The organism is Nostoc sp., from assembly GCF_036916735.1.
Lineage (GTDB): Bacteria > Cyanobacteriota > Cyanobacteriia > Cyanobacteriales > Nostocaceae > Nostoc.
Window position 1 is genome coordinate 1 of sequence record NZ_JBALFV010000070.1, and the last position, 24,522, is coordinate 24,522.

Sequence of the window (24,522 nt, forward strand, 5' to 3'; positions counted from 1 at the left end):
AAATCAGTCGCTAAAAAATTTTGTGTATGCTAACTTCTGGTTACCCTAATTTTCTCTCATCACAATGAATTAGCCCTGCTTTTTAAGGGGGTCGCTGTAGCTGGGGGGGTCTTAACTGAACCATATTGGCGTATTGGCTATCTCATACTTGGCTTATTTACGCCAAGCTGTACTAGTCCCTTTTATCTTCATTGCCTAACATTTTCAACAATTTTCTTGCAACTAAAACGCCTACAACTCCTGCGCCAACTACTTCTACTGCTTGTACAACTTTTTTACCTACATCATTAGGGTCAAGGTGGTGGTGAAAAATCTCTTCATCCAACCATTCACTAGCAGCTTTGAAATCATGAATTGGAGTTGGTAATAGGGTTAAATAAGTGCCTTGACGGATTAAATGCCCAGATTCGCCTGCAACTTCTAAAATATTGAAAAGGTTAGCAGCAGCGTCATTTAATCCCAATTTTAAGAGAGTTCCGCGTATATTTACCTTTGCTGGTTTAAGGTCTTGGCCTAAAGCGATCGCTTTCAAATTTCGGGCGATATTGGCTCCTTGTTGATAAGCAACTTGGGCTGTTGGCGGTAGTGATTTATCCTGAACTGCTGCACAATCCCCGCCTGCAAAGACTTCTGGAAAGTCGAGTAGTTGCATTGTAGGAGTAACTAAAAGGCGGTCGCGATGATCCCGATGTTCTTGAGAAATTGGTAAATCTTTAATTAGTGGATTAATAGAAGTACCAGCTGTCCATATTGTGGTATATGTTAGTAATCTCTCAATTTGCTCATTGCGTTTATATTCAATGGCATTGGCATGAATAGTAGTGGCTTCTGCTCCAGTAAGAATTTCAATTGGTATCGTGCGTTTTTGTAATTCTCTCTCAGCAGTTGAGCGCAGGGGATAGTTAATATCACCGTTGAGAATTTCTTTACCGTGATTGAGCAATACTACACGAATTTCACTAGAATTTCCTCCTAAAGCGCTATACCAATGTGGGAGTAAATCAGCTAAAGTAGCTGCCATTTCTACACCACTTGCACCACCACCAACCACAACAATTGTTAGCAGTTGACGACGTTGTTCTGGGTCTTCAGTTTGTACAGCTCGTTGCAAACAGTCGTGTAAATGTCGGTCAATAGCGATCGCATCTTCTTGTGTCCAAAAAGGCAAAGCGTATTCTTGGGCACCTTCAAGATGATGATAAGCAGTAACACTACCCAAGGCTAATACTAAGTTACTGTAGTTGTAGGAGTTTCCCGAAGCTAATTTGACTTGTTGTTGATGCAAGTCTATCGATTGCACTGTATCTTGAACAAAGATGACACCACTATCTTTAAGTAATTCTGAAAAACGTGGTACTACTTGAAAAGCATCCATTTCACTACTGAAATATTCGTAGAGTAGCGGCTTAAAGCAAAAGCGTTCATTTTTGTCAATCAAAATTACAGAGCGAGGATAATGTTCGTGAGCCAGGTGTAAGGCTGTAAATAAGCCAGTGAAGCCACCACCGACAATAACAGTTTGATAAACTGGGCTGTTCATAAAATCTTCTCCAAAGTGTGGTTAAATTAGGAATTTATTAGGATTTTACACATTTAAATCATATTTTTTGTCTCATGCAGAGGCGCAAAGAAAAAGTCTAAAATTAAGACCTTTCTAATAACTTTATTAGTCATTGGTAAATCAGAATAACTAAGTAGGCGTAAATAATTAAAGGTTTGTTGTAAGGAATTTAGCTTTTAAAATAGGGCTAAAGCCCTTACAAAACATCAATCAATTTAATTATTTTTCTACTGTGTAACATAGTTTGATTTATTCTTGACCACTTACTTAAGTAATGACTAATCAATAATGATAAATCCGCTATATAAAGAAAAATAAACCAATTAAAATCACGCTGAGGAATAAAGCGAAGGCAATAGCATATTCGACTCTGCGACTAAAAAATCCTACAGCAGCAATTAGAGCGATCGCTAGCCCAACAATGCCAATATATTGCTCTTTTTGCAAACCTTGTGCAATTAGTGGGTCTTTAACTGGTGCTGGAGTTTCTTGAATTGTTTTGGGGGTGAGTTCTGAGGCTGGTATATCTTGCAAGAATAAATTCATCAAATTACTCCTAAAAATACTTAGAATTTCTGAACATTTTTATGCTCGCCAAAGATAGAGAAGCGAGAAAAGAAACACCCAAACTACATCAACAAAGTGCCAAAATAGAGTGGTAGCACTTGTCCCGAAGTGAGTTTTATTATAATTGCCTGGAATGAATGAGCGAATCAGCATAATTATCTGAAGCACAACACCAGCCAAAACATGTAAGCCGTGAAAACCTGTGAGCAAGTAGAATGTGGAACCAACTAATCCTGTATTGAGCTTGAAATCAAGATTTTTCCACTCAATTAATAGACCAATCAAAAAGTAGGTTCCCATTGCGATCGTTATCAGCCATAGCCAGCGAAATTTACTAAGTTGATTACGCTTGAGGGCATTTTCTGCTGGTTGAATCACAAAGCTGCTAGAAAGTAAAACTACTGTATTAATAATCACGAGTTTAGACAATTCTGGCCCAGAAATACCGGGTGGTAGCCAATTAGTAGTATTCAGTCGTAGAGCAACATAAGTAAAGATAAAACTCAAAAAAATGATACTTTCCGACAACAGGAACACAGTAAATCCGAACATTCCTTTGCCATGATGATCTTGATGACTTCCGCCACCACTTGGCACAAAGCGCTGTAACCAATTCGGTAAGCGTCGTCGCCACCGCTCAAAAGGGATCGGACTTTCATCTATATGGATGCTGCGACCTTGCATGATTTTGGGCATTGAGAATTGAGAATTGGGCATTGGGGATTGGGCATTGAAGAATTTATAGTTATATCTTTTTCCTAGTACACAGTCCCTAGTCCCCAGTTTCTAGTGACTTGACTCACTATCATTAGAATTTTCCACGAATGAATATTTTGGATCGCCATAATCGTAAGGAGGTCTGTTGACAACAGGAATCTCTTCAAAATTATCTCGCAAAGGTGGTGAGGAAGTTGTCCATTCCAGTCCTGTAGCGTGCCAAGGATTATCAACTGCCCTCACTCCATATAGCCAGGAACCGACAATGTTAGCAATAAAGGGCAACGTGGATGCTCCCAGTAAGAACGATCCCAGGCTAGCGATGACGTTCCATCCCTGATACTGGGGATCGTAGGATGAAATTCGGCGTAGCATCCCTTGTAAACCTAATGGGTGCATGGAGAAGAAGGTGATATTGGCAGGAATAAAGGTCAACCAGAAATGCAGTTTACCCCAACCTTCGGCGTACATCCTTCCAGTTATCTTGGGAAACCAGAAGTAAATTCCGGCAAAGATTGCCATCGTGATGGTATTAAAAACAATGTAGTGAAAGTGACCCACTACAAAGTAAGTATTATTGACGTGGATATCAAATGGCGTGGCAGCAAGCATTACACCAGTAACACCGCCAAAAATAAACATCGCTGCACCTCCCATCGCAAATAGCATTGGTGTCTCTAGATGCAACTTACTTCTCCAGATGGTGGCAGTCCAAGCGAATGCTTTAACACCAGTGGGTATGGCAACTAACATTGAGGTGGCCATGAAGGTCATTCGCATCCAGCCGGGGGTAGCACTGGTAAACATGTGATGCACCCAAACGAAGATGCTGACTACAGCAATACCTAAAGAAGCAAGAGCAACTGATCGATAACCAAATAGGGGATTGCGAGAAAAGGCAGGTAGAACTTCCGCAATAATACCGAAGGCTGGTAGCGCCATGATATAAACTGCTGGGTGGGAGTAGAACCAGAATAGGTGCTGGTAAAGGATGGGATCGCCATTTCCTTCAGGTTTAAAAAATTGTGTACCGAAGGAGAGGTCAAACAACAGCAGTATCAATGCAGCCGTCAAGGAAGGCAAATTAATCAGCTGCAACAACTGGGCGCTAAAAACTGACCATACAAAGACGGGCATTCTGAAAAATGTCATCCCTGGTGCCCGCATCCAAAAGATGGTGGTAACAAAGTTGACAGCCCCCATAATCGAAGAGATGCCTATTAGTACTAGGCTAACTATCCATAAGAATTGACCGTTAATCAACTGATCCCCTGGAACTTGCAGACTAACTGGTGGATAAGACCACCAGCCAGCTTGTGCAGTCCCATTAGGTAGCAAGAAGCTAGATATTAGTAGAAGACCAGCTGGTGGCAGAATCCAAAAAGAGATAGCGTTGAGCAGGGGAAAAGACATATCCCGCGCTCCAATCATCAATGGTACTAGGTAGTTAGCAAGACCTGCATTAAAGGGGATAATCCACAGGAAAATCATGATTGTCCCGTGCATGGTGAACAAACCATTGTAGAGGGGGCGGTCAACTAAATTTGATTCCGGGGTGAGCAACTCAGCCCGGATAATCATCGCTAACAGCCCACCAAGGAGAAAGAAAATAAAGGTCATCACCATGTACTGAACACCGATCACCTTATGGTCAGTGCTGAAGCTGAAATATTCCCGCCAGCCATTGTTAGGTTCTCTATCCTTGGCTATAGCTTCACTCAAATCATGTGTCATTATTTATCTTCCTTTGATTCGCTACAGCAGGTTGTGCAGGTGTGACGGTGTGCCAGCCGCTTTGAAATAATGTCTTTGGTGGTTGGATATTTTCGGCAACTGCTTGATTTTTAGTGGTAGCACTTTCGCCGCTAGAAACCGTTTGCGTGAGCCATTGATTATACTTCTCAAGGGATTCAACGTATACATCTGCTTCTAGTAAGGCAAAATAAGCACCACTGAATTGAGAATCTTTTAGTCGATATTTACCTGGGCGAATGGGTGTTAGCACAATGTCAATCTTACGCCCTGGAACAATATCCTGCTTTAAGCGAAACTCAGGAACGTAGAAACCGTGGATTACATCTTGTGCTTGCATATTTAAGCGAGTGCTGCGATCAACAGGCAAGTGTAATTCTTTACTAGTAACATTATTTGGATAATGGAAAGACCAATCCCATTGCTTAACAAAAACATCAATTGTTTCAGAGGCAGGTTTGGGGACATCACTGACGTTTGCGGCGTAGGCGGGTGCAGATTCTAGAGGTGTGTGCAAATGCACAATTTGGTTTAGACCGAGAATATTTAATTGCTGATAAATATTGAAACTTTGGAAGGCAATCCATACTACTAGCAGAGTCGGAGTGGCTGTCCACAATATTTCTAACCTAGCATCACCTCTAGAAGGGTGTCCCTCGCTGTAGTCTGCCGGGCTGGCGCGGTGGAAGACGATCGCATAGACAATAACACCAATAAGCCCAAGCAAAATGAATGCTCCAATTGAGACTAAAAAGCTAAATAAATTATCTACTCGTTGTGCTTCTGCTGTAGCCTGGAGAGGCATCCAAGAAAACGCTTGCTGGCCAATCCACCGACTGACAACAAGCAGCACTGCTACATAAAACGCTATTAGTACATATTCAAAAAAACTAAACATAATAATTTCATGTAAGAGTACTTCCCGCTTGATTATTTGGGTAGTAAATTTGGGCTTTTACCTTCTTGGAGTAACTTCGCAGCAGTGACATGAATTCCAAACTCTTCTCCCAATTGCGCCCCTAAAGTTCCGTGGACAAACAAGATGCCCATTATTACAATACCTGCTAACAAGTAACTCCACTGCACTTGCCTAGAAGCATCCTTACGCCAGCGATAGCGTTGCAATCCTCTCCATACAGTCATGGCTGCGATCGCCCCCAACAACAAAAGGCCACCCAAACCATGCAAAAGCATTGTCCACCCAGCATTTAACCCCCAAACACTCTTTTGATCGATTGGTGGATTTGCTAGCAGTAGCTCGAAAAAACCAGCTGCAACCGTGAAAAAAGTGATAAAAGCTGCTCCTATGAGGTTGTACCAGCCCACATCAAAGAAACTAGAACGTATGGCACTAAGACCGAGAAATTTGAAAATTGGTCGTTCTATGGGAAAAATAGCTCCTGCTATGTCAAACAAAATAGCAATAATGAGCAAACCCAATGTCAGATGCACCAACTGTGGATGTATGGGAATTTCGTAAGGCAGTCCATTTGCACCAAATCGCAACCTCAAAGAGTCAATCAGTTGCGAATTCATTGTGAAACTCCCTGCTTCATTGCTTCAACGACAGGCTCGACGTGCAAACCGTATACCCAGAACAGCTTGCTTCCTAGATACACTTGCAAGAATACCAGACAAATCAAAAACGCTGCGACACCAAGGTAAGCAGGTGGAATTTTCCGTGGTGTGCGGTTACGAATTACAAAACGCCAAGCTGTGATCGCAACAACAAGCACCGCCAGCGACCAACCCATGACTGTGTGAAAATTCAGGGTTGGCTGAACAGATCCATAATTATTTGCTAAACCTGCTTCAAATTGACCAAAGATAACCGCTAAGAAAATAGCTCCCGAAGCAACAAACATATTCCACAAGCTGACTTCAAACAAACGCACGTTGTGGGAGAAATAGCCTACCACATCGCAGAAAAACGAAAAAAACACCATCGCAATTACAAAGTGGACGATGATGGGGTGTATGGGGTCGGGGTATGGGAGATTTTGGTTATTGAGAGCCAGACCAGGCATCATTTTTTCCTTAAGGTATCCATAAGCCTATGATGACTTTTTTTAGTAAAAATAAAATTCAGTTTGAAATTTTTTAAGTATTCTATAAAAACCAAGAAAAACATACTATCTTAGGGATGATTTATATAACCAAAATACATATTAATTTTTTGATAAGATTAATTTTGAATTTTTCTATGATAACATAAAAAGTATACTTACAAAAAATTTTATTTGATTAGCTTTATAAAACTTTTTTAATAAAAAAATATCTCTATAAATAAGTTGAGAGCAAAAAAAATAATTATTTAATAGTTTTTAACTCTTGTACTAACCACAGGCAATATAATAATTCTGCTGGATTGATTTGGTAACTTTGCGCTGTCAATTGCCGAGACGTGGAACCAGGAAAAATTAAGATACGGTTATTACCTTGAGCTTCCAACATTCTGGCTAAATTTGTACCAAATCGACTTTCGTCAGCAAAAATCAACCAACTGCTAGGTAAGGCTTTGGGTGATTGTTTAAGAGTGCGATCGCGGGCTAGGGGTTGTTAAATAGTTTGGCACAAAAGTAGTAAATCCTCTGACGATGAGCTTTCTACAAGCTTCTCTGGATTTACTTGCTTACCAACAAAACCAGTAACTTCTGCAATTACCTGTCCATCTCCATGAAATAATTGGATATCTGCGGTGAGATCGTTTGGTTCTTCTGTGGCTTGAACAGATGCATAACACCACAAATCATAGCTGTTCGGTGGCTGGAAAAACCGGAACTTGTCGATACTTAAGGGAAGAAAAGTTTCTGTACTTTCAGGATAAAGGTGAAATTAAAAACTGAGAACCACCATAGCCTCAAATCAATACCCGCCGCCAACTAATTCACATGCATCCCTCAAAAGAGAGAGATAAGAGCCTAAACCCTGTTATAAAATAGACATATAAGGATTCGGGGGGCCATTTAACTGGTCATAAACGCCTATAGAAACTATTTTTGGAAATCTCCAAGGTCTGAAGTCCAGCCAGCTGAAGCAACTACAGCGGCTGTATCACCAGCGTATACCGGGCGATCGCATCACTACGTCCGAGTTTTCCCAGCGTCTGGCAGCAATTAGCACAGAAGTCAATCAGCCTGTGTGTGCCTACATCAACCGTCGTGGACAAGTGATTCGCGTCGGGGTAGGTACACCACGTCAAACGCAAATACCACTCTTAGAATTGCCCCGTTATGGTGCAGAACGACTCAGTGGTATTCGTTGCATCGCTACCCATCTCAAGGCAGAACCGCCAAATGAGGCGGCACTCACGGCGATGGCACTGCAACGCTTAGATGCCCTAGTTGTACTAAACATTACTGGAACGGGATTTACACGACGGGGAGGCGGTGCGACTGGATATGTCAAAGAAGCTTATCTAGCTCATTTGACACCCCAAGAGTCTCGCACTTTGATTACTAGTCCTGCTGCTTTAAAAGTAGAAGAGAGCCAAATTCAATCCCCAAGTTGGAATATATCGCCACCTCTGGACTTGGATGATCTGGCAGAGCAGGATTTAGTAGACCTAGTAGAAAATCTAGAAGCAGAATTCCAGCGCGAATTTGTCGCCCAGGAAGTAGATTCTGACCATGATCGCGTGCTAATTGTAGGGCTGATGACCAGTGAGATAACTCCTCTACAATTCCAAGACACCCTAGTAGAATTGGCGCGTTTAGTTGATACAGCTGGGGGAGATGTATTACAGACAATACAACAAAAGCGATCGCGCGTTCATCCCCAGACAGTAGTTGGCGAAGGTAAGGTGCAAGAAATTGCCCTAACAGCCCAAACATTAGGAGTCAATCTCGTCGTTTTTGACCGCGACCTCTCACCCTCTCAAGTCCGCAACTTAGAAATGCAAATTGGTATCCGGGTGGTTGACCGCACCGAAGTAATTTTGGATATCTTTGCTCAACGCGCTCAGTCGCGTGCTGGTAAATTACAAGTAGAACTAGCACAGTTAGAATACATGCAGCCGCGACTTGCTGGTAGAGGTCGCACTATGTCCCGATTGGGTGGTGGTATTGGAACTCGTGGTCCTGGTGAAACAAAACTGGAAACTGAACGCCGTGCTATTGGGCAGCGCATATCCCGGCTGCAAAAAGAAGTGAACCAATTGCAGGCCCATCGTTCGCGGTTACGGCAGCGACGACAGCATCGAGAAGTTCCCTCAGTGGCTTTAGTTGGATATACTAACGCTGGCAAGTCCACTTTGCTGAATGCTCTCACGAATGCAGAAGTTTATACAGCCGACCAGCTATTTGCCACTCTCGATCCTACTACCCGCCGTCTGGTAATTCCTCATGGCGAAGCTGATAAACCTCAAGAAATTCTGATTACAGATACAGTAGGGTTCATACACGAACTACCTGCATCATTAATGGATGCCTTCCGCGCCACCTTGGAGGAAGTCACAGAAGCCGATGCTCTACTACATTTGGTGGATTTGTCTCACCCCGCTTGGTTGCGTCATATTCGCTCAGTTAGAGAAATCTTGGCGCAAATGCCAATAACTCCTGGCCCCGCGCTGGTTATTTTTAACAAGATTGATCAAGCCAATAGTGAGACACTAGCTTTAGCTAGAGAAGAATTCCCTCTAGCGGTGTTTATTTCTGCGAGTCAGCGCTTGGGATTAGAAACCTTACGCCAGCGTCTTGCCAAGCTAATTGAATACGCCGTTGACAGTAGATAAATGTTTAAATCTAATACATTTTAAATTATAAAAAGCCCAGTAATAATCCTGGGCTTTTTATTTATATAAGCTGAAAATGAAGTATTTTTGAAGATATAACCTGTATTATAGACAACCTGTTGTTCAGTATTTAGAGTGGTGTAAGGCTTCTTTTAAGGATTTTTGACTTTGATGGCTAGCAAGCAGCCAATTCCCATCTTAGCAACTAAGTATTGCCATTCTATTTAATACTAATTTAATATGAAGCTGCATAGAAAAGAGCTTCTAAAATAAAGTTATAAGAAGAAACAGATATTACCTGCTCAAATGTAAGTTGCTCGAACAATTGCTGTATGCGAACGCGTAAATTTTGTAGAGAAGAAAATAGTTCATTTTTGAGCGATTTTTTGAGGAACTGCCAAAGCCTCTCAATCGGATTAAGTTCGGGAGAATGAGGGGGTTGAAGTAAAGGAATAATATTTTCTGGCCAGCGAATGGCAGAACTGGTATGAGCGGGAGCTTGGTCGATCTGTAAAATTGTATAGTCGCGACCTAATTGCACAGATAACCAGTCCAAGAACTGTTGAAAAGACTCTCCATTGAGTTTGGAATATTCTTGTTGAAAATGTTTTCCAGTCATTGGCTCAATTGCGCCATAAATCCAAAAATTGTCTCGTTGCCATTTCACCTCAACAGTCGGTTTAATTCCAGCAGCAGTAATGACTTTTCCTGTTAAAGTCTTGAGTCCAACTCTAGTTTCATCTTGGCACAGATAGTGGACACACGAACCCTGTGCCAAAAGCTTTTCAAGACTGCTCAGAATGATACCGAGTTTTTTTTAAACTCTGATACCAACTTATCGTCTTGCTTGTAGCTTTTAGGACGTGGTACTTTTAGCTTCGCTCCTAATTGATATCGAACTAAGGCATAAACAGTTGCATACTCGACATCAAGCTGAAGCTCTTTTTTCAACCACTCGACTATCGCACCATAGCTACTAAACCCTTTTTCTGTTTTTAACTCTTCTTTGAGTGCTGCGATCGCTACCTCAGGAATTTTCCGTTTTGCACAAAAAGAGCTTTTTTAATTTTTAATAATTCAGATAGCCCACCCGTTCTATACTTTTGCAACCACCTTGTCACTGTTGAGGTATCTTTTGCCAAGCGTTTTCCGATTTCTTGCTGCTCCTTGACTTGTCCACTTTTAATCCACCACAGCATCTGTAATTTTTCTTTCTGGTTTCCCAAGTTAGCTATTTGTAGACACTTTTTTAGTTCTTCTTCGCTTTCTGCTATTTCAATTTCAAAGGGCGGCTCATGGGTATTTTAGTTTATCGGGCTTGTTTTTTATATTATATGCAGCTTCATATAAAATTGATATAACTTATCAATTAACATTAAAAATCTCTTTTCAACTTCAGCAGTACCATCTTTTTTAGGTGCAACTGCCGTTATATTATCATCCTCTGTTTTTTCCCCTGCTAATGCCGCTTTTTTTACATATAACCTGGATTGCGTTATCTCTGGAACTGTAGGTACAAAAACTTATTATGGTGGAAGTACCTGTGCTAAAGTAGACACCTCTTTCGGGACACTTACCATTAAGGACAATGCCACCGATGCAAAAAAAGTAGATGTTGTCATCGACCTAGCAGGAACAAATAAGAATGAAATTCAAACATTTGATTTTGAATTACGACGACACCAAATTTAATAACAATACTTTGTTTCAAATATCGGCAGCTTCACCTTATGCTATGGGCATTAAGCCCATTACAGTAGACGAAAACAACCAAAAAGCAAGTGGCTATAAAGGTAAGCTAGATTTAAATATTAACCCATCATCGACTGGCGCAACCAATGATGGCTTCACTGCCACAATTTCACTTAAGAATTTTGATCTCAATGCAGCAAACTTTGATTTTAAAGATACTCTTAATCAAATATACGCAGCAGTTCAGATAGGAAATTACGGTGATAACCCAGGAGTTTCTGGTTGTGATTTAATCTGGGTAGGAGCGAGTTCTTATTATCAGGCTCCACCTAAACCTAAATATGTGCCTGAGTCAAGGATAACAGTTGCTCTAGCTTTATTTGCTTTGGGTGCTTTGGGACTTCTCAAAAAAACAAACAGTCTGCATAAGAGTCAACAACACTGCTAATTTAACTAAGGTGGTGAAGCACAGAGGTACTTCATCACCTGTTATTTATATAGTGGTAATTATTTGCTTAAGTAAGCCTTGTACATAAATACTATTCTAAGAGAAAGTAAACTTTAGGGACTTTCAGGAAAAAAACATTCCATCATTGGGTAGTACATCTGTGCTACCCTAGAAACTTACAAAATAATTTGGGATAATTTATTTTTTGGAAGCCTTTTAGACATTCATCTGATACAGGTAACTCCCTTGGATTATTAACTACATTTATAAAATTAGTTAATATATAAAAAATTTGTATATGGTTTGAGCAAAAATATGATAATGAAGCTAGAGTTAGTACCAACGTTCTAAAATTAAGAAGCATGAAATCAAGTTGAGGACATCATGGCCGCAAAAGTAGAAATTTACACTTGGAGAACTTGCCCGTTTTGCATTCGTGCCAAAAGTTTGCTCAAGAACAAAGGAGTTGAATTTATTGAATACAGCATTGATGGAGATGAGGCAGCCAGAAATAAAATGGCTCAAAGAGCAAATGGACGGCGTTCTTTACCGCAAATTTTCATAAATGATGATCACATAGGTGGTTGCGATGATATCCACGCTTTAGACACTCAAGGCAAGCTAGATGAGCTACTAACTTCTAGCAAGAGCGTGTAGGTTGAGAAGATATTGCTAGAAGCTAGCGACAAGCCGCTACACACGGCAGTCGCTACAACTCTGGAGAGCTACGCCCTGCCTTGTTTACAGACTTTTTTCTCACAAAAGCGATATCTGTCCACAAGACTTTACCTACTAGGTTCTACTCAGCAGTACATATATACGTCAATTAGTGAGAGCATCAAGAGATAATAATTGAATAACCATTTAATTTCTTGGTGATTGAGGTATAAAGGGTGAAACTGGCTTTTATCATTGATCCCATCCATCTGCTTGACCCGTGTCATGATACCAGTGTTGCCCTAATTGAAGCAGCGCAAATCCTGGGACACGAAGTTTGGGTGACTCAAGCAAATCTCCTAAGTGTGGTGGAGAGCAAAGCTTGGGCTGTTCTACAGCGAGTTGAAGTTGTGCCAGTGCAGTTGGTGAAAGGACGCTGGATAGCGGCGAATCCTTGGTATAAGTTGAGCGCTTCCTCCTTAACTTCTTTAGAGACAATGGACGCCGTATTTATGCGGACAGATCCACCTGTAAATGATTCTTACCTCTATGCCACCTACATTTTGGATTACATTGACCAAAATAAAACCTTGATAATTAACAATCCTAGCGGCATCCGAGGGGCAAATGAAAAAATGTACGCCCTCCAGTTTACTAAAGCAATTCCAGAAACGATTGTCAGTGCTGATAAACAGTTTATCCGGCAATTTGTCGAAGCCAAGGGAGCTGCGGTTCTCAAACCACTGGGTAACAAAGCTGGAGAAGGAATTTTATTTTTGCAACCAGGCGATCGCAATTTTAACTCTATTGTCGAACTCAGTACCCTCCAAGGTCGAGTGCCTGTAATGGTACAAATCTATTTACCGGAGGCAAAAGCAGGAGATAAGCGAATTATCCTACTCAATGGCGAACCAATTGGTGCGCTCAATCGCCTTTCTAGCGGAACTGATTTTCGCAATAATATGGCAACTGGTGGCACAGTCGCTCAAACCGAAATTACTCCAAGAGAGTATGAAATTTGTACTCAAGTAGCCGAACGGTTACGCCAAGACGGCTTAATTTTTGTCGGTATTGATGTTATTGGTGGCTACTTAACTGAAGTTAACGTCACTAGTCCTACTGGAATTCGTGAGATTGATCGCCTAGATAAAACTTACCTTGGTCATCAGGTTATTCAATGGATTGAACAGACAATAAAAAGCAAAAAATAATTTACATTTATTTTTTTGCTTCGAGTTTTGAGGGTTTGGAGTAAGCACAAAGTGTGTTTAGAAGATTAGGACTAAAGTTCTTACCCAACGGGAAAGTTAGTCACTCATGGGGAGCCAGTGCGTTGCGGGGGTTCCCCCCGTTGTAGCACCTGGCGTGGAAACCCCCTACAGCCCTTTGGGCATCCTACGGCAGGCGCTATCCTCTCACGAATGGGAGAAGACCGCGCTAACTTACTAGGAACTTGTTTATACATCAATCCATCAATTTAAACTTGACGCACTACTATTTTCCAGGAAACAGACTTTCTTCGGACGCTTGTGTGGGCGAGTGACCCACGCAACTTTATTTAGGTAAATATACTTCCTTATACCGTATATGAGTTTAATGAATTGTGGGGGTAGATGTAGCGATAACTATGACGGGCTATGACGCTCTCTACGAGACGCTGCACGTAGCTTGCTTCCCTGTAAGGGTACGATAACTCGCTATCGGCGTTGTATCTGTAGCTGGGCAGCTATTCTTCTTTATATGTTCCAAAAGCATAGCTAGACATGTGAGCCAGCAGACTCCTGCCCAAATTGATTCTATTTCTATAAAGTAGCGTTAAGGAGTTTTACCCATTAGCAAGATTGGGGATGGCAATAGATTGCTTACCCCTGCCCTTAGTAAAACCCTGGAACCTCAGCATAACCTGAGACTGCTAATTTAATCTAAAACCTCAAATCCAAAATCTTTTAATTCCGTGGTGTACGTCGTTTTTTCAGAAAATCAGGTATATCTAATCCAGATTTTTCTTGTGGTTCTGGAATTGGAGTTGGAGTTGGAGTTGGAGTTGGAGTTGAGGTTGGAGGACTAACAGCTGTTTGCTGTGTTGTTGGTCGCTTAGAAGTATTAGATGCTACTCGAACGTTTGCTACACTTTGTTGTACCGCAGCTTGCACTTCACCTGTAAATCCGGTGGCAATTACAGTAATTCTTACCTCACCTTGGAGTCTGTCATCAATTACAGCCCCAAAAATAATATTGGCGTTGGGATCAACTACTTCATAAATTGCTTCTGCGGCTGCATTCACTTCATGCAAAGTCAGGTCAGTACCACCAGTAATATTAAAGACAACCCCTCTGGCACCTTCAATAGAACATTCTAGTAATGGTGAAGAAATAGCTGCGATCGCAGCTTCTCTGGCTCTAGATTTTCCAGAGCTAACGCCAATTCCCATTAATGCTGATCCCGCATCTGCCATTACAGCTCGAACATCAGCAAAGTCAACGTTTACTAAACCGGGGATTGTAATGATATCAGAAATACCTTGTACCCCTTGACGCAGTACATCATCTGCATAACGAAAAGCTTCTTGCACAGGTGTTTGTTCGGGGATCACTTCCAGCAGTTTGTTGTTGGGGATAATAATCAGTGTATCTACCCTACTTTTTAGTCCTTCAATACCTTGTTCCGCTTGGCTGGTACGGCGGCGTCCCTCAAAAACAAATGGACGTGTGACTACACCAACAGTAAGAGCGCCCATTTCCTTTGCTACTTCTGCCACAATTGGGGCTGCACCTGTTCCAGTACCACCGCCCATACCAGCAGTGATAAATACTAGGTCTGCACCCTCTAAAGCTGTAGCAATTTCGTCTCGTGATTCCTCTGCTGCCTTTTGACCAATCGCAGGATTACCACCTGCTCCTAAACCCCGCGTTAGCTTCTGTCCGATTTGTAATCTACTGGGAGCGCCAGCTAAGGTAAGAGCTTGGGCATCAGTGTTAATTGACCAAAACTCTACCCCAGAGACATCAGATTCGATCATGCGATTAACGGCATTCCCACCGCCACCACCGACACCAATCACTTTAATGTTGGCAACCCGGCCAGGAACAATCTCGCCAATTCGACTATTTTCCGTAGAAATCTTCTTATTCTCGTGATTTTGTCCGAAGTTCAACCCAGAGTTATTAAAGGGATTGGTCGAGTTAACTGCCAGAGAGAACCCCGGCTGTCCCGTAGACTGGGAATTTTTATAGTTAAGTCCTTGGTTATTATCAAGTGTCATTGGATTTGTCAAAGGGTAGATAAACGACTTTTTCAGGTGTTATTCACCTAAGAGTCAACTTTAGTTTGACAGTGCCACAATACTAGGGCACTGTTCTTTATTGTTTTCACTACTGCCAAGCCTAACAGAATTGGCAGTGCGAAAATTTGCTATGGATGAGCTTTCAGGGCAACTGATCGCACAGCCAATTCTAGAGAAGTATACCTACATTTATCTAAAAGTGATCTGTATAACATCAAAGAGACATTAATCGCTTCATTATTCTCAACAGAGGGCAGAACTTGTAAAGACACACTACAGCGCATCTTATCTACCTCAATAATATTATTAATAGATTTCACCATTGGAAATAGCTGCAACTTTAGACACAAAATTTACCTTATACTTACTTATCCCTAAGGTTGAAGTAAGCAAAAATTTACTTGTCAGACTATACCTGATTAATTTGTTGTTTGGGAGGTCTTAATGGACACTTTGTTCCAGCAATAGTCTATCTTACGAGAACCCCCACCACTGTGGTCAACAAATCAAGATTTTTCCATAGGTTTTGTAACCCAATAGGAATTACGACACAGAATAGTCTAAACTGATTGCCCAGAAGCAATGCTCACGCAACTTTGGGCGGCATTTTCCTTTACAGATTGAAACTTTGGTAAACTGTCTTTGGAATGGAAGGCGTTTTGCACGCCATAGCCCATCATTAGATTGTTGGACATCTTGCACCCTACTATTAGATGTTAGGGGTCATAATTGAAAGTGTTTTACTCGTAATAGAGATTTTAAGATTTATCTTCTCATTTTAATTAGAAGTTAATGCCGATTTTCGTGCGGTTTGCTCAAAAACTAAAAATAATAAATTTATTTATCAGCATAAAGTTTCTGAATTTACTAAGAGCTATCAATACATTAAACACTCTAGTACCACAAGGCAGAAGTCAAAAATCACGCATTCAAAAGAATTGGATTCCAGGCTTTTGCGCCATTTAAAATGGTATGTTTATTTGCACGGTGCTGTACTAGATGTTTTTAAGAGTTTTGGAAGTTAATTTTTGTTCTTTTTGGTTCATCTGTACTAATGGAAATTCGGGATTTTTCAGATCAATATACTCTATTTGGCCGGAATTTAGTTTTGCTGCTAAAGGGCGCATTTGGGCGAGTACTTTAATTTGTTCAGACAGTTGGGGACCTGGAACACCGAGATGCACATTTCCTAGTTCTGTTTTCAAAATTAAATTCGCTGGATTTTGGCAATCAATTTCCATCACCTTTATGGGGCTTTGGCTTACAGCTTGATGAAGTTGAGTCCAGTAGAGACAGTATTGTTTGGGCAATCCAATTACTCTGAGATTGGGTAATTTCTTAGTAGGATTCAATGATGTATATTTTTCTAAAGGCATCCAGGCCCCGCTTGCATCTAGTAAGCCGATTGTGACTTTTTTGTTGCCAGCGCCTTGATTTTGCCCAGTTGGTGTTTGAGTCATGGCTACAGGGACTCGTTCTTGGATTTCGATGTTTAATCCAGGAGGAAACAAGCGACGTCTAACGATGGCTTGGGCAATAGTTGGTTGTTTCTTCAAAGAATTAGCGATCGCTGTTGGTTCAATCCGCCACAAAGATTGGGGGTAAGATAGGACTAACAGTGATTGAGTTGTCTCATCCGATAGGGACTGATTGCCTGATTTGATCACTACTTGTTTAGGACTTTTTAGCACCCACACTGGTTGAACTGCCATCCACAGCAATCCCCCCGCAAAACTGGTAATGGCAAAAGTTCGCCAAATAGCTTGAATAATTTTCATCTGCCTTTGCCGACGTAATTTCTTACGACGCTGGGCTAGATCGGTGCGGGAAACTGATATTATGCCAGCCATTCAAACCCCTTTCTGGTTACAATCCAAATTCCTTGACGCGCTTGTATCATAATTAATCTCAGTAAACACTGTTGGCACCTGTTAGCCGTTCTCCTCAAGACTTTTTTATTTTTAGTAACACTTTACAGTAACTACACAACGAACGTGGCGCTAATCATCCTTCCAATTAAAATTTCCGGTGTCCATTCTTAACTTACTGTTGTCTCTTTGACAAGCGATCATCAGATATCTAGTCTCTAAAGATTACAAAATATTAATTTATATATCTATAATTTTGTTATCTTGACAAATTTAATTTTAAATGATAAATGATAATCTTAATCTCTGTATAGATTGCTATAATTCATACCAGCTCTTATCATTAGTTATCCAAATTGGGAACTATATGATGTAGTAGTTTTTTTACTGATTAACTTAGCCATAAAGGTTTGGGTTAGGTCAAACAAAAGCTACAGATTGTCAAAAACTCAATAGCAGGTGTAAAAAGGACAGATACGTTTAAGGTTACTAGGATCAACTGAATCTCTACCACACTATTGACAGCGATCTGTAATAAGTGCTGTCTTTTGCAAGATACTAACAACTTGCGAAGTAATCGTGTGCCTACATCCACGCTAGAGATTTTTGGTATAAAAAATACAATTTAACTGCATCTACACACACATCAACATACACCTCTAGATACATGAAAACGACATTAAATTTATCACGTTTTTATAAAGCATGTAATCCAAGCTACACGCTTAATATAAGTAACGTGTTAGATCGTCAGTATTACATAGATTTTGCTGATGTCCGTGGTTGCAAGATTGTCGAAGAATTGCAGCGGACTATCATTCGGATTTCTCCTGATGAGCCAACCTGCCAGTTATTTACAGGTCACATTGGCTGCGGGAAGTCAACGGAATTGCAGCGCCTCAAGACAGAACTAGAAGTGGCGGGATTTCATGTAGTTTACTTTGAGTCCAGTCAAGACTTAGATATGGCGGATATTGATGTCAGCGATATTTTACTGAGTGTAGCGCGTCAAGTCAGTGCCAGTTTAGAAGGCATTAGCATTAAACTCAAACCTGGTTACTTTACTAATTTGTTTAAAGAAGTAGGCGATTTTTTGCAAAGCCCCATAGAGCTTTCTGGACAAGCAGAGTTGTCGTTAGGTATTGCCAAAATTACCGCTAAAACCAAAGATAGTACCCAGATGCGTAATCAACTAAGGCAATATCTGGAACCACGTACCAATAGTATTTTGCAAGCAATTAACGAAGAAATTTTAGAAAAGGCTGTTGAACAGCTAAAGCTGCGGGGTCAAAAAGGATTGGTAGTCATTGTAGATAATTTGGATCGAGTAGATATGCGTCCTTTAGCATCGGGGCGATCGCAACCAGAATATCTTTTTATTGACCGAGGCGAACAGCTACGCCGACTCAAATGCCACCTAGTTTATACCATTCCCCTAACCTTAATTTTCTCCAATGAGTATGAGACACTAAAAAATCGTTTGGGGGGAGGGATTGCGCCAAAAGTACTACCGATGGTATTAGTGCGCCAAAGAGATGGTAGCGACTACGAACCAGGGATGTCACTAGTGCGCCAATTAGTTCTAGCAAGAGCTTTTCCAGAAGTTCCTTTGAATGAAAGGCTTTTATTAATTACAGAATTATTCGATCACTCCCAAACTTTGGATCGGATATGTCGCGTTAGTGGTGGTCATATTCGTAATTTATTAGGTTTACTTTATAGCTGCCTACAACGAGAAGATCCACCTTTTTCTAGAGACTGCTTAGAAGCCGTAATTAAGGATTACCGCGACGATTTGCTATTAGCTATTGATGAATCTCAGTGGGAATTATTGTTTGAAGTAGTGCAGCAGCAGAGAGTTAAAGGTGAGTCTGATTACCAAAGCTTACTAAGAAGCATGTATCTGTTTGAATATCGCGATCCTTTGGGGCGATGGTTTGGCATAAGTCCAGCCTTAGCAGAAACAGAAAAAGTTTTAGCTTGGCAGCAAAAAAAGTAACAATTACGGTAAGTCATTAGTCCTTTGTCCTTTGCCATTGGACTAATAACTAATACCTCATTTGCCATTCCCCATTCCCAATGCCCAATAACCAATGACTACTAACAAGCAGCTACTAGTCTACACAAAAGAAAATCAACATACTTTACAAAGACTGATTAGAGCGATCGCACTTTCCAAAGGTCAATTTGCCCTAATTTTAGTTCGATGTAATTATAGGCAATTACGTGAGCAAATGTTAGAAAATATTCGCTCCATCACCAAAGACATTTATATCAGAGAAATCATTCTGCATCCATCAACTACTTCCTTACACAACACAATAGTCTCAGAACTATCTTTAGATAATCCTGCTGTCCTTACAGACTGTTTGCCATCATCTGTGATGATTTTCGGTATTGAGTCAACTATCAACCTGGAAAACTTACTTACAGGCATTAACCAAGCACGAGACATATATGCCGTGACTTTTCCATTTCCAGTGGTATTGTGGCTACAAGATGATGTGGCATCATTGCTTTCAAGATTAGCGCCTGATTTTAAAAGCTGGGCTGCAACCACGATTAAATTTGAAATGGCAAAGGCAGATTTAACTGCTTTGATCCACCAAGAGGCAGAATCTTTATTTGCCAAAGTTTTAGAAGCAGGTGCCGAAACATTTTTATCTAATGCCTCCCTAGATTTAGATCCTAAGTCTCAACACCGCCACGAAATAGAATCAGCTCGTAATGATTTGCTGCGCCTTTACGGCTTTCAATTAACACCAGGATTAGAAGCTAGTTTAGAATTTGTTTTAGGGCGGGATAAATACGCCAACGATCAAATTAATGGTGCTTTAGCCAATTATCAAAGAAGCCTAGCTTTGTGGCAGCAGGAAACGAAGAGAGTAGCAGGGTGCGAAAGTAATTCTTCTTTATCCCTCTCATCTCCTAACCCTACCCTTCCCTCTTCTTTACTCAAGCAAGCAATAGTACTATTCCATCTAGGGCTGTGTTATCACCGAATGGCAGACTTACACCAAAATAGTAATAGTAGCTATTGCGAACATGCTCTGTTGTGGTTTAAACAATGCCTAGAAATATTAGAGGAAGTGCAAAGAGAAGACTTGGTTGCTAAATTTATTTTGCCTGCTTGTGAAATGCTGCAACGTTTACAAGCCTGGGATGACTTAAAAGAATTAGCTCAAAAGTCATTACATCTACATAAAACTTATGGAAGTCCTGCACAAGTTGCTCAAGATTATGGATTTTTGGCAAATGTGGCAGCTTCTAATTCAAATTGGATACTGGCTCATGAATTAGCGAATACAGCACTTTCTATTTCCGAAGAAGTAACACAAGCTTCTCTGCGAGACGCTTTGCGAAGGCGACGACAAGAAAGTTGGTATCTTCTCTTAATAGCACGGACACAGAGGCATCTAGGTGAGCCAGAGGAGGCTATCAATAATCTGGAATGGGCAAGGGTAGTTTGTGAGCTACAACATGAGCCATCTCTTTATTTAGAGATTTTAGAGGAACTGCGATCGCTTTACTTTTTTGAGCGTCATGACTATACAGAAGCCTTTAAGCTCAAGCAAGAAAAAATTCAAATAGAACATCAGTATGGCTTTCGTGCCTTCATTGGGGCAAGTCAATTGCAGCCACAACACTCTAGAATTAACCCAGCATTGGAATCTCAAAAAATACCGTTTATTTCTGAGGGAGTTGCCCAAGAAATATCTGCTTCTGGACGGCAGCAAGATGTCAATCGTTTGATTGAAAGAATTACTCGTGCAGACTACAAGCTCACAGTAATTTATGGCCCATCAGGTGTAGGTAAAAGTTCAACTCTCAAAGCTGGTTTAGTCCCAGCGCTCAAAGGTAAAGTTATCGGTGAACGCATTCCTATACCTATTGTTTTGTCTATTTACACTGATTGGCTCTCAGTTTTGATCAGCAGTCTAAATCAAGTACTGGCATCCACAGGAATATCGGTTAATCTTGACTCTACACCCACTGTACTGCTAGAAAAAATTCGTTTAGCAACCGAGCGCAATTATACAATAATTATTATATTAGACCAGTTTGAAGAGTTTTTCTTTATTAGTAATCTTCCAACAGAAAGAATTGAGTTTTACCAATTTTTTAGTGAATGTTTAAATATTTCTTATGTCAAAATTATTCTGTCTTTAAGAGAAGATTATTTACATTATTTACTCGAATTTGAAAGATTGAGTCAAAAAAAGAGTATTGGACTATATGATTTAGGTATAATTAATAAAAATATTCTCGATAAGGATATTCGTTATTATCTAGGAAAATTCTCTAGCCAGGATGCTAAAGCCATAATTCATAGTCTTACTCAGCGTTCCCATTCTGAACTGAGTGATGAATTAATTAACCGATTAGTCCAGGATTTAACAGGAGAACTAGACGAAGTACATCCAATTGAATTACAAATAGTTGGCGCTCAACTACAAATAGAAAACATCACCACACTCGGACAATATAAGCTTTGCGGCGGCTCGGCAAAATTAGTAGAACGCTGGCTTGGGGAGGTTATTAAAGATTGTGGTCAAGAGAATGAAGAGTTAACTTGGAAACTCTTATTTGAGTTAACTGATGAAAAGGGCACGCGACCGTTAAAAACTAAAGCTGATTTGGCGGCAGCATTAGTTAATAATCATGATATAGATACAATATCAAGCTTTGACACAGTTGGGGAACTGATTTTAGAAATATTGGTGGGTTCAGGTTTGGTGTTGCGAGTTAGAGAAGAGTTAGGCGATCGCTACCAGCTAGTTCACGATTATTTAGTTGAACCAATTCGCCAAAAGAACAATTATGGTATGCTCGCGGAATTAGAAAAAATCAAACTTGAAAAAACTCAAGCTGAAGTCGCTCAACAATTTAGTCAAAAGCAACTCAATTTGGTATTGCAACGGCGACTGCGAGAAGCACGGATAGCAGGCGCAGTGCTGGCAATCATGGGGGGAACAATAGCAGCATTATGGTGGCAAGCCGACTTGCAAAAAAGAGCAGCAATCCACCAAACTCTACGAGCTCAACGCAGTGAAAGCAACTTGAACATTAGTGCGATCGCTGCTGCTAGTGAAGCTTTATTTGCCTCTAATAAAGAATTTGATGCCCTATTAGAAAGTTTGCGGGCTTGGAGAGAACTTAAACAGACTGATGGAGTGCAACCAGATACTCGAATGCGGGTGGTGACAGCTCTGCAACAGGCAGTTTATGGGGTAACAGAGGCTAATCGCTTGGAAGGGCACGCTGATATTGTCTGGGGAGTAGCTTTCAGCCCAGATGGTCAGTTGCTAGCATCAGGTAGCCGAGATCGGACGGTGAAAATTTGGCGTCCTGACGGTACTTTACTCCAAACCCTTAAGGGTCACACTGATGCTGTCACTTGTGTAACTTTTAGCCATGATGGTCAATTTCTCGCCTCCGCCAGCCTCGACAAAACAGTGCAAATCTGGCGCAAAAACCGAGTTACAGGTAAATTTGACCGCAAGCCATATAAAACTCTCAAAGGACACGGTGATTCTGTTGACAGCGTTAGTTTCAGTCCTGATGGCGAGTTATTAGCTACTGCTAGTCAGGATACAACCGTCAAAATCTGGCGCAAAGACGGTAGTTTAGTAAAAATCCTCAAAGGACATCAAGGGTGGGTTAACTGGGTAAACTTCAGTCCCGATGGTCAATTCATTGCCTCGGCCAGTGACGACAAAACTGTAAAAATTTGGCGTCGGGACGGTAGCCTTGTTACAACTTTGCAGGGACATCAGCAGAATGTGATGATGGCTGTTTTCAGCCCAGATGGTAAAATGTTGGCGTCAACAGGTCGAGATAAAACAGTAAAGCTTTGGCGGCGGGAAATTAACAGTACTAAAGACGGTTTTGACTTTCGTTTTTACAAAACTTTACGGCAGCATACTAGGAGAGTGTGGAGTTTGAGTTTTAGTCCCGATAGTCAAAAGTTAGCTTCCGCAGGTGAAGACAATACCATAAACCTCTGGAGTAATAATGGTACTTTACTCAAAACCTTCAAAGGACACAGCGATGCTGTTGTCAGCATCGCTTTCAGTCCAAATAATAAATTTCTAGTTTCAGGAAGTTATGACAAAAGCATAAAACTATGGAGTTTAGATGCTCCAACACCGTCTATTCTTCAAGGGCATCAGAGGCGAGTTTTGAGTGTAGCTTGGAGTCCCGACGGTCAGATGCTAGCTTCTGGTAGTAGCGATCACACTGTCAAACTTTGGCAACGATACATCAGTAGAGGTAAGGTCAAAACTCGACTTTACAAGACTTTAGTGGGCCATACAAATCAAATTCCTAGTGTCAGTTTTGACCCAAAGGGTGAAATGTTGGCGTCAGGAAGTTATGACAAAACTGTGAAACTTTGGCGGCTTGACGGTACTTTAATCATGACTCTCCACGGGCATACTGATAGTGTGATGAGCGTAAGTTTCAGCCCCGATGGTCAATTTTTGGCATCAGCTAGCAAAGATAAAACAGTCAAACTTTGGAACCGTGATGGCAAGTTGCTCAAAACCTTAGTAGGGCATCAGGGTTGGGTAAATAGCGTGAATTTTAGTCCTGATAGTCAGATTTTAGCTTCTGCCAGTGACGATCAAACTGTGAAACTGTGGCGACGGGATGGGATGTTATTAAAAACCTTTTCGCCCCATGACAGTTGGGTGTTAGGTGTTAGCTTTAGTCCCACTGACGAGTTACTGGCTTCTGCCAGCTGGGATAACACTGTGAAACTGTGGCGACGGGATGGGACATTATTAAAAACCTTATTAAAGGGGTACAGTGATAGCGTTAATGCCGTTACTTTCAGTCCCGATGGTGAATTGCTTGCCGCCGCCAGTTGGGACAGTACAGTGAAACTCTGGAGCCGTGATGGCAAATTAATTAAAAGTCTTAATGGGCATCACGCTCCGGTATTAAGTGTCAGTTTTAGCCCAGATGGTCAAACACTAGCATCAGCCAGTGATGACAACACGATAATTCTGTGGAATTTACATCTTGACGACCTCCTTGTTCGTGGTTGTGACTGGGTGGGCGATTACCTCAAACACAACCATAATCTTGAAGAGCGCGATCGCCTTCTTTGTGATGGTATAACCAGTAAAAACCTTTTTTAATTACGAATTACGTTAAATAGCCCAACGTAAAGCTTTCTCTTCTCCTATCAAAGACGCTATGCGAACGAGACGCTGCACGTAGCTTACTTTTGCGAAGTG

The 24,522-nt window shown here is 41.1% G+C and carries 19 protein-coding genes and 2 pseudogenes; 6 read left to right on the forward strand and 15 right to left on the reverse strand.

The window, feature by feature from the left end; genetic code table 11:
• Nucleotides 1-172 precede the first annotated feature (172 nt).
• The 9 genes and pseudogenes from V7L20_RS16930 to V7L20_RS16970 all read right to left on the reverse strand — a co-directional run.
• The gene (locus tag V7L20_RS16930) at nt 173-1,540 is read right to left on the reverse strand and encodes an NAD(P)/FAD-dependent oxidoreductase (RefSeq protein WP_334745204.1); all 1,368 of its coding nucleotides are present in this window, start codon (nt 1,538-1,540) and stop codon (nt 173-175) included.
• A gap of 321 nt (nt 1,541-1,861) precedes the next feature.
• The gene (locus tag V7L20_RS16935; protein WP_334745205.1) at nt 1,862-2,107 is read right to left on the reverse strand and encodes a hypothetical protein; all 246 of its coding nucleotides are present in this window, start codon (nt 2,105-2,107) and stop codon (nt 1,862-1,864) included.
• A gap of 39 nt (nt 2,108-2,146) precedes the next feature.
• Nucleotides 2,147-2,812: a cytochrome c oxidase subunit 3 gene (locus tag V7L20_RS16940; protein WP_334745296.1), complete on the reverse strand. Its 666-nt coding sequence runs from the start codon at nt 2,810-2,812 to the stop codon at nt 2,147-2,149.
• A gap of 102 nt (nt 2,813-2,914) precedes the next feature.
• Nucleotides 2,915-4,579, reverse strand: a complete 1,665-nt coding sequence (locus V7L20_RS16945; RefSeq protein WP_334745206.1) for a cytochrome c oxidase subunit I — start codon at nt 4,577-4,579, stop codon at nt 2,915-2,917.
• A complete protein-coding gene (locus V7L20_RS16950) occupies nt 4,569-5,495 on the reverse strand; it encodes a cytochrome c oxidase subunit II (protein WP_334745207.1) in 927 nt (308 codons plus the stop codon). Before V7L20_RS16950 ends, V7L20_RS16945 begins: the two co-directional genes overlap by 11 nt.
• A gap of 32 nt (nt 5,496-5,527) precedes the next feature.
• Nucleotides 5,528-6,133: a DUF2231 domain-containing protein gene (locus V7L20_RS16955; protein ID WP_334745208.1), complete on the reverse strand. Its 606-nt coding sequence runs from the start codon at nt 6,131-6,133 to the stop codon at nt 5,528-5,530.
• Nucleotides 6,130-6,624, reverse strand: a complete 495-nt coding sequence (locus tag V7L20_RS16960) for a DUF2231 domain-containing protein (protein ID WP_334745297.1) — start codon at nt 6,622-6,624, stop codon at nt 6,130-6,132. The genes V7L20_RS16955 and V7L20_RS16960 overlap by 4 nt, the downstream gene beginning before the upstream one ends.
• Nucleotides 6,625-6,907: 283 nt before the next feature.
• Nucleotides 6,908-7,108 (reverse strand): annotated as a pseudogene (locus V7L20_RS16965) (KR prefix domain-containing protein); the annotation flags it as partial.
• Between the two features lie 48 nt (nt 7,109-7,156).
• A pseudogene (locus V7L20_RS16970) lies at nt 7,157-7,402 on the reverse strand (polyketide synthase dehydratase domain-containing protein); the annotation flags it as partial.
• 181 nt (nt 7,403-7,583) lie between these two features.
• Here V7L20_RS16970 and hflX point away from each other — a divergent pair.
• Nucleotides 7,584-9,329, forward strand: coding sequence for a GTPase HflX (hflX, locus tag V7L20_RS16975; protein WP_334745298.1), 1,746 nt, complete (start codon nt 7,584-7,586; stop codon nt 9,327-9,329).
• A 235-nt stretch (nt 9,330-9,564) separates the two neighbouring features.
• Here the strand turns inward: hflX and V7L20_RS16980 are convergent, their stop codons facing one another.
• Together V7L20_RS16980 and V7L20_RS32695 are read right to left on the reverse strand one after the other, a co-directional pair.
• Nucleotides 9,565-10,107, reverse strand: a complete 543-nt coding sequence (locus V7L20_RS16980; protein ID WP_334745210.1) for an IS630 family transposase — start codon at nt 10,105-10,107, stop codon at nt 9,565-9,567.
• Nucleotides 10,108-10,124: 17 nt separating this feature from the next.
• A complete protein-coding gene (locus tag V7L20_RS32695) occupies nt 10,125-10,364 on the reverse strand; it encodes a winged helix-turn-helix domain-containing protein (protein ID WP_442943567.1) in 240 nt (79 codons plus the stop codon).
• Nucleotides 10,365-10,974: 610 nt separating this feature from the next.
• Between V7L20_RS32695 and V7L20_RS16985 the strand changes: the two genes are divergently transcribed.
• The 3 genes from V7L20_RS16985 (at nt 10,975) to gshB (ending at nt 13,337) form a co-directional block, all read left to right on the forward strand.
• Complete coding sequence (locus V7L20_RS16985; RefSeq protein ID WP_334745211.1) at nt 10,975-11,469, forward strand: hypothetical protein; 495 nt, start codon at nt 10,975-10,977, stop codon at nt 11,467-11,469.
• Between the two features lie 384 nt (nt 11,470-11,853).
• Nucleotides 11,854-12,126, forward strand: a complete 273-nt coding sequence (grxC, locus tag V7L20_RS16990) for a glutaredoxin 3 (RefSeq protein WP_334745212.1) — start codon at nt 11,854-11,856, stop codon at nt 12,124-12,126.
• Nucleotides 12,127-12,362: 236 nt separating this feature from the next.
• Nucleotides 12,363-13,337 carry a glutathione synthase gene (gene gshB, locus V7L20_RS16995; RefSeq protein ID WP_334745213.1) on the forward strand — a complete coding sequence of 325 codons (975 nt, stop codon included), beginning with the start codon at nt 12,363-12,365 and terminating at the stop codon, nt 13,335-13,337.
• 735 nt (nt 13,338-14,072) lie between these two features.
• On the opposite strand, the gene ftsZ is transcribed toward gshB, so the two are convergent.
• The 4 genes from ftsZ to V7L20_RS17015 form a co-directional block, all read right to left on the reverse strand.
• Entirely contained in the window at nt 14,073-15,389 is a 1,317-nt protein-coding gene (gene ftsZ / locus V7L20_RS17000; protein ID WP_334745214.1) for a cell division protein FtsZ, read from the reverse strand.
• Between the two features lie 149 nt (nt 15,390-15,538).
• Nucleotides 15,539-15,733, reverse strand: a complete 195-nt coding sequence (locus V7L20_RS17005) for a hypothetical protein (protein ID WP_334745215.1) — start codon at nt 15,731-15,733, stop codon at nt 15,539-15,541.
• A 237-nt stretch (nt 15,734-15,970) separates the two neighbouring features.
• Nucleotides 15,971-16,105 (reverse strand): hypothetical protein, encoded by a 135-nt coding sequence (locus V7L20_RS17010; RefSeq protein WP_334745216.1) that lies wholly within the window; start codon nt 16,103-16,105, stop codon nt 15,971-15,973.
• A 300-nt stretch (nt 16,106-16,405) separates the two neighbouring features.
• Nucleotides 16,406-17,260 (reverse strand): cell division protein FtsQ/DivIB, encoded by an 855-nt coding sequence (locus V7L20_RS17015; protein ID WP_334745217.1) that lies wholly within the window; start codon nt 17,258-17,260, stop codon nt 16,406-16,408.
• 685 nt (nt 17,261-17,945) lie between these two features.
• On the opposite strand from V7L20_RS17015, the gene V7L20_RS17020 reads away from it, so the two are divergent.
• Together V7L20_RS17020 and V7L20_RS17025 are read left to right on the forward strand one after the other, a co-directional pair.
• Nucleotides 17,946-19,277: a P-loop NTPase fold protein gene (locus tag V7L20_RS17020; RefSeq protein WP_334745218.1), complete on the forward strand. Its 1,332-nt coding sequence runs from the start codon at nt 17,946-17,948 to the stop codon at nt 19,275-19,277.
• Between the two features lie 94 nt (nt 19,278-19,371).
• Entirely contained in the window at nt 19,372-24,423 is a 5,052-nt protein-coding gene (locus V7L20_RS17025) for an nSTAND1 domain-containing NTPase (protein WP_334745219.1), read from the forward strand.
• Nucleotides 24,424-24,522: the final 99 nt, after the last annotated feature.

Coding starts and splice junctions, on each gene's coding strand:
- V7L20_RS16930 (WP_334745204.1), bottom strand. CDS start 1,540: ATGAACAGCCCAGTTTATCAAACTGTTATTGTCGGTGGTGGCTTCACT.
- V7L20_RS16955 (WP_334745208.1), bottom strand. CDS start 6,133: ATGAATTCGCAACTGATTGACTCTTTGAGGTTGCGATTTGGTGCAAAT.
- V7L20_RS16945 (WP_334745206.1), bottom strand. CDS start 4,579: ATGACACATGATTTGAGTGAAGCTATAGCCAAGGATAGAGAACCTAAC.
- V7L20_RS17005 (WP_334745215.1), bottom strand. CDS start 15,733: ATGGTGAAATCTATTAATAATATTATTGAGGTAGATAAGATGCGCTGT.
- V7L20_RS16950 (WP_334745207.1), bottom strand. CDS start 5,495: ATGTTTAGTTTTTTTGAATATGTACTAATAGCGTTTTATGTAGCAGTG.
- V7L20_RS16935 (WP_334745205.1), bottom strand. CDS start 2,107: ATGAATTTATTCTTGCAAGATATACCAGCCTCAGAACTCACCCCCAAA.
- V7L20_RS17015 (WP_334745217.1), bottom strand. CDS start 17,260: ATGGCTGGCATAATATCAGTTTCCCGCACCGATCTAGCCCAGCGTCGT.
- V7L20_RS17025 (WP_334745219.1), top strand. CDS start 19,372: ATGACTACTAACAAGCAGCTACTAGTCTACACAAAAGAAAATCAACAT.
- V7L20_RS17010 (WP_334745216.1), bottom strand. CDS start 16,105: ATGTCCAACAATCTAATGATGGGCTATGGCGTGCAAAACGCCTTCCAT.
- grxC (WP_334745212.1), top strand. CDS start 11,854: ATGGCCGCAAAAGTAGAAATTTACACTTGGAGAACTTGCCCGTTTTGC.
- V7L20_RS16960 (WP_334745297.1), bottom strand. CDS start 6,624: ATGCCTGGTCTGGCTCTCAATAACCAAAATCTCCCATACCCCGACCCC.
- ftsZ (WP_334745214.1), bottom strand. CDS start 15,389: ATGACACTTGATAATAACCAAGGACTTAACTATAAAAATTCCCAGTCT.
- V7L20_RS16985 (WP_334745211.1), top strand. CDS start 10,975: ATGAAATTCAAACATTTGATTTTGAATTACGACGACACCAAATTTAAT.
- V7L20_RS17020 (WP_334745218.1), top strand. CDS start 17,946: ATGAAAACGACATTAAATTTATCACGTTTTTATAAAGCATGTAATCCA.
- V7L20_RS16940 (WP_334745296.1), bottom strand. CDS start 2,812: ATGCAAGGTCGCAGCATCCATATAGATGAAAGTCCGATCCCTTTTGAG.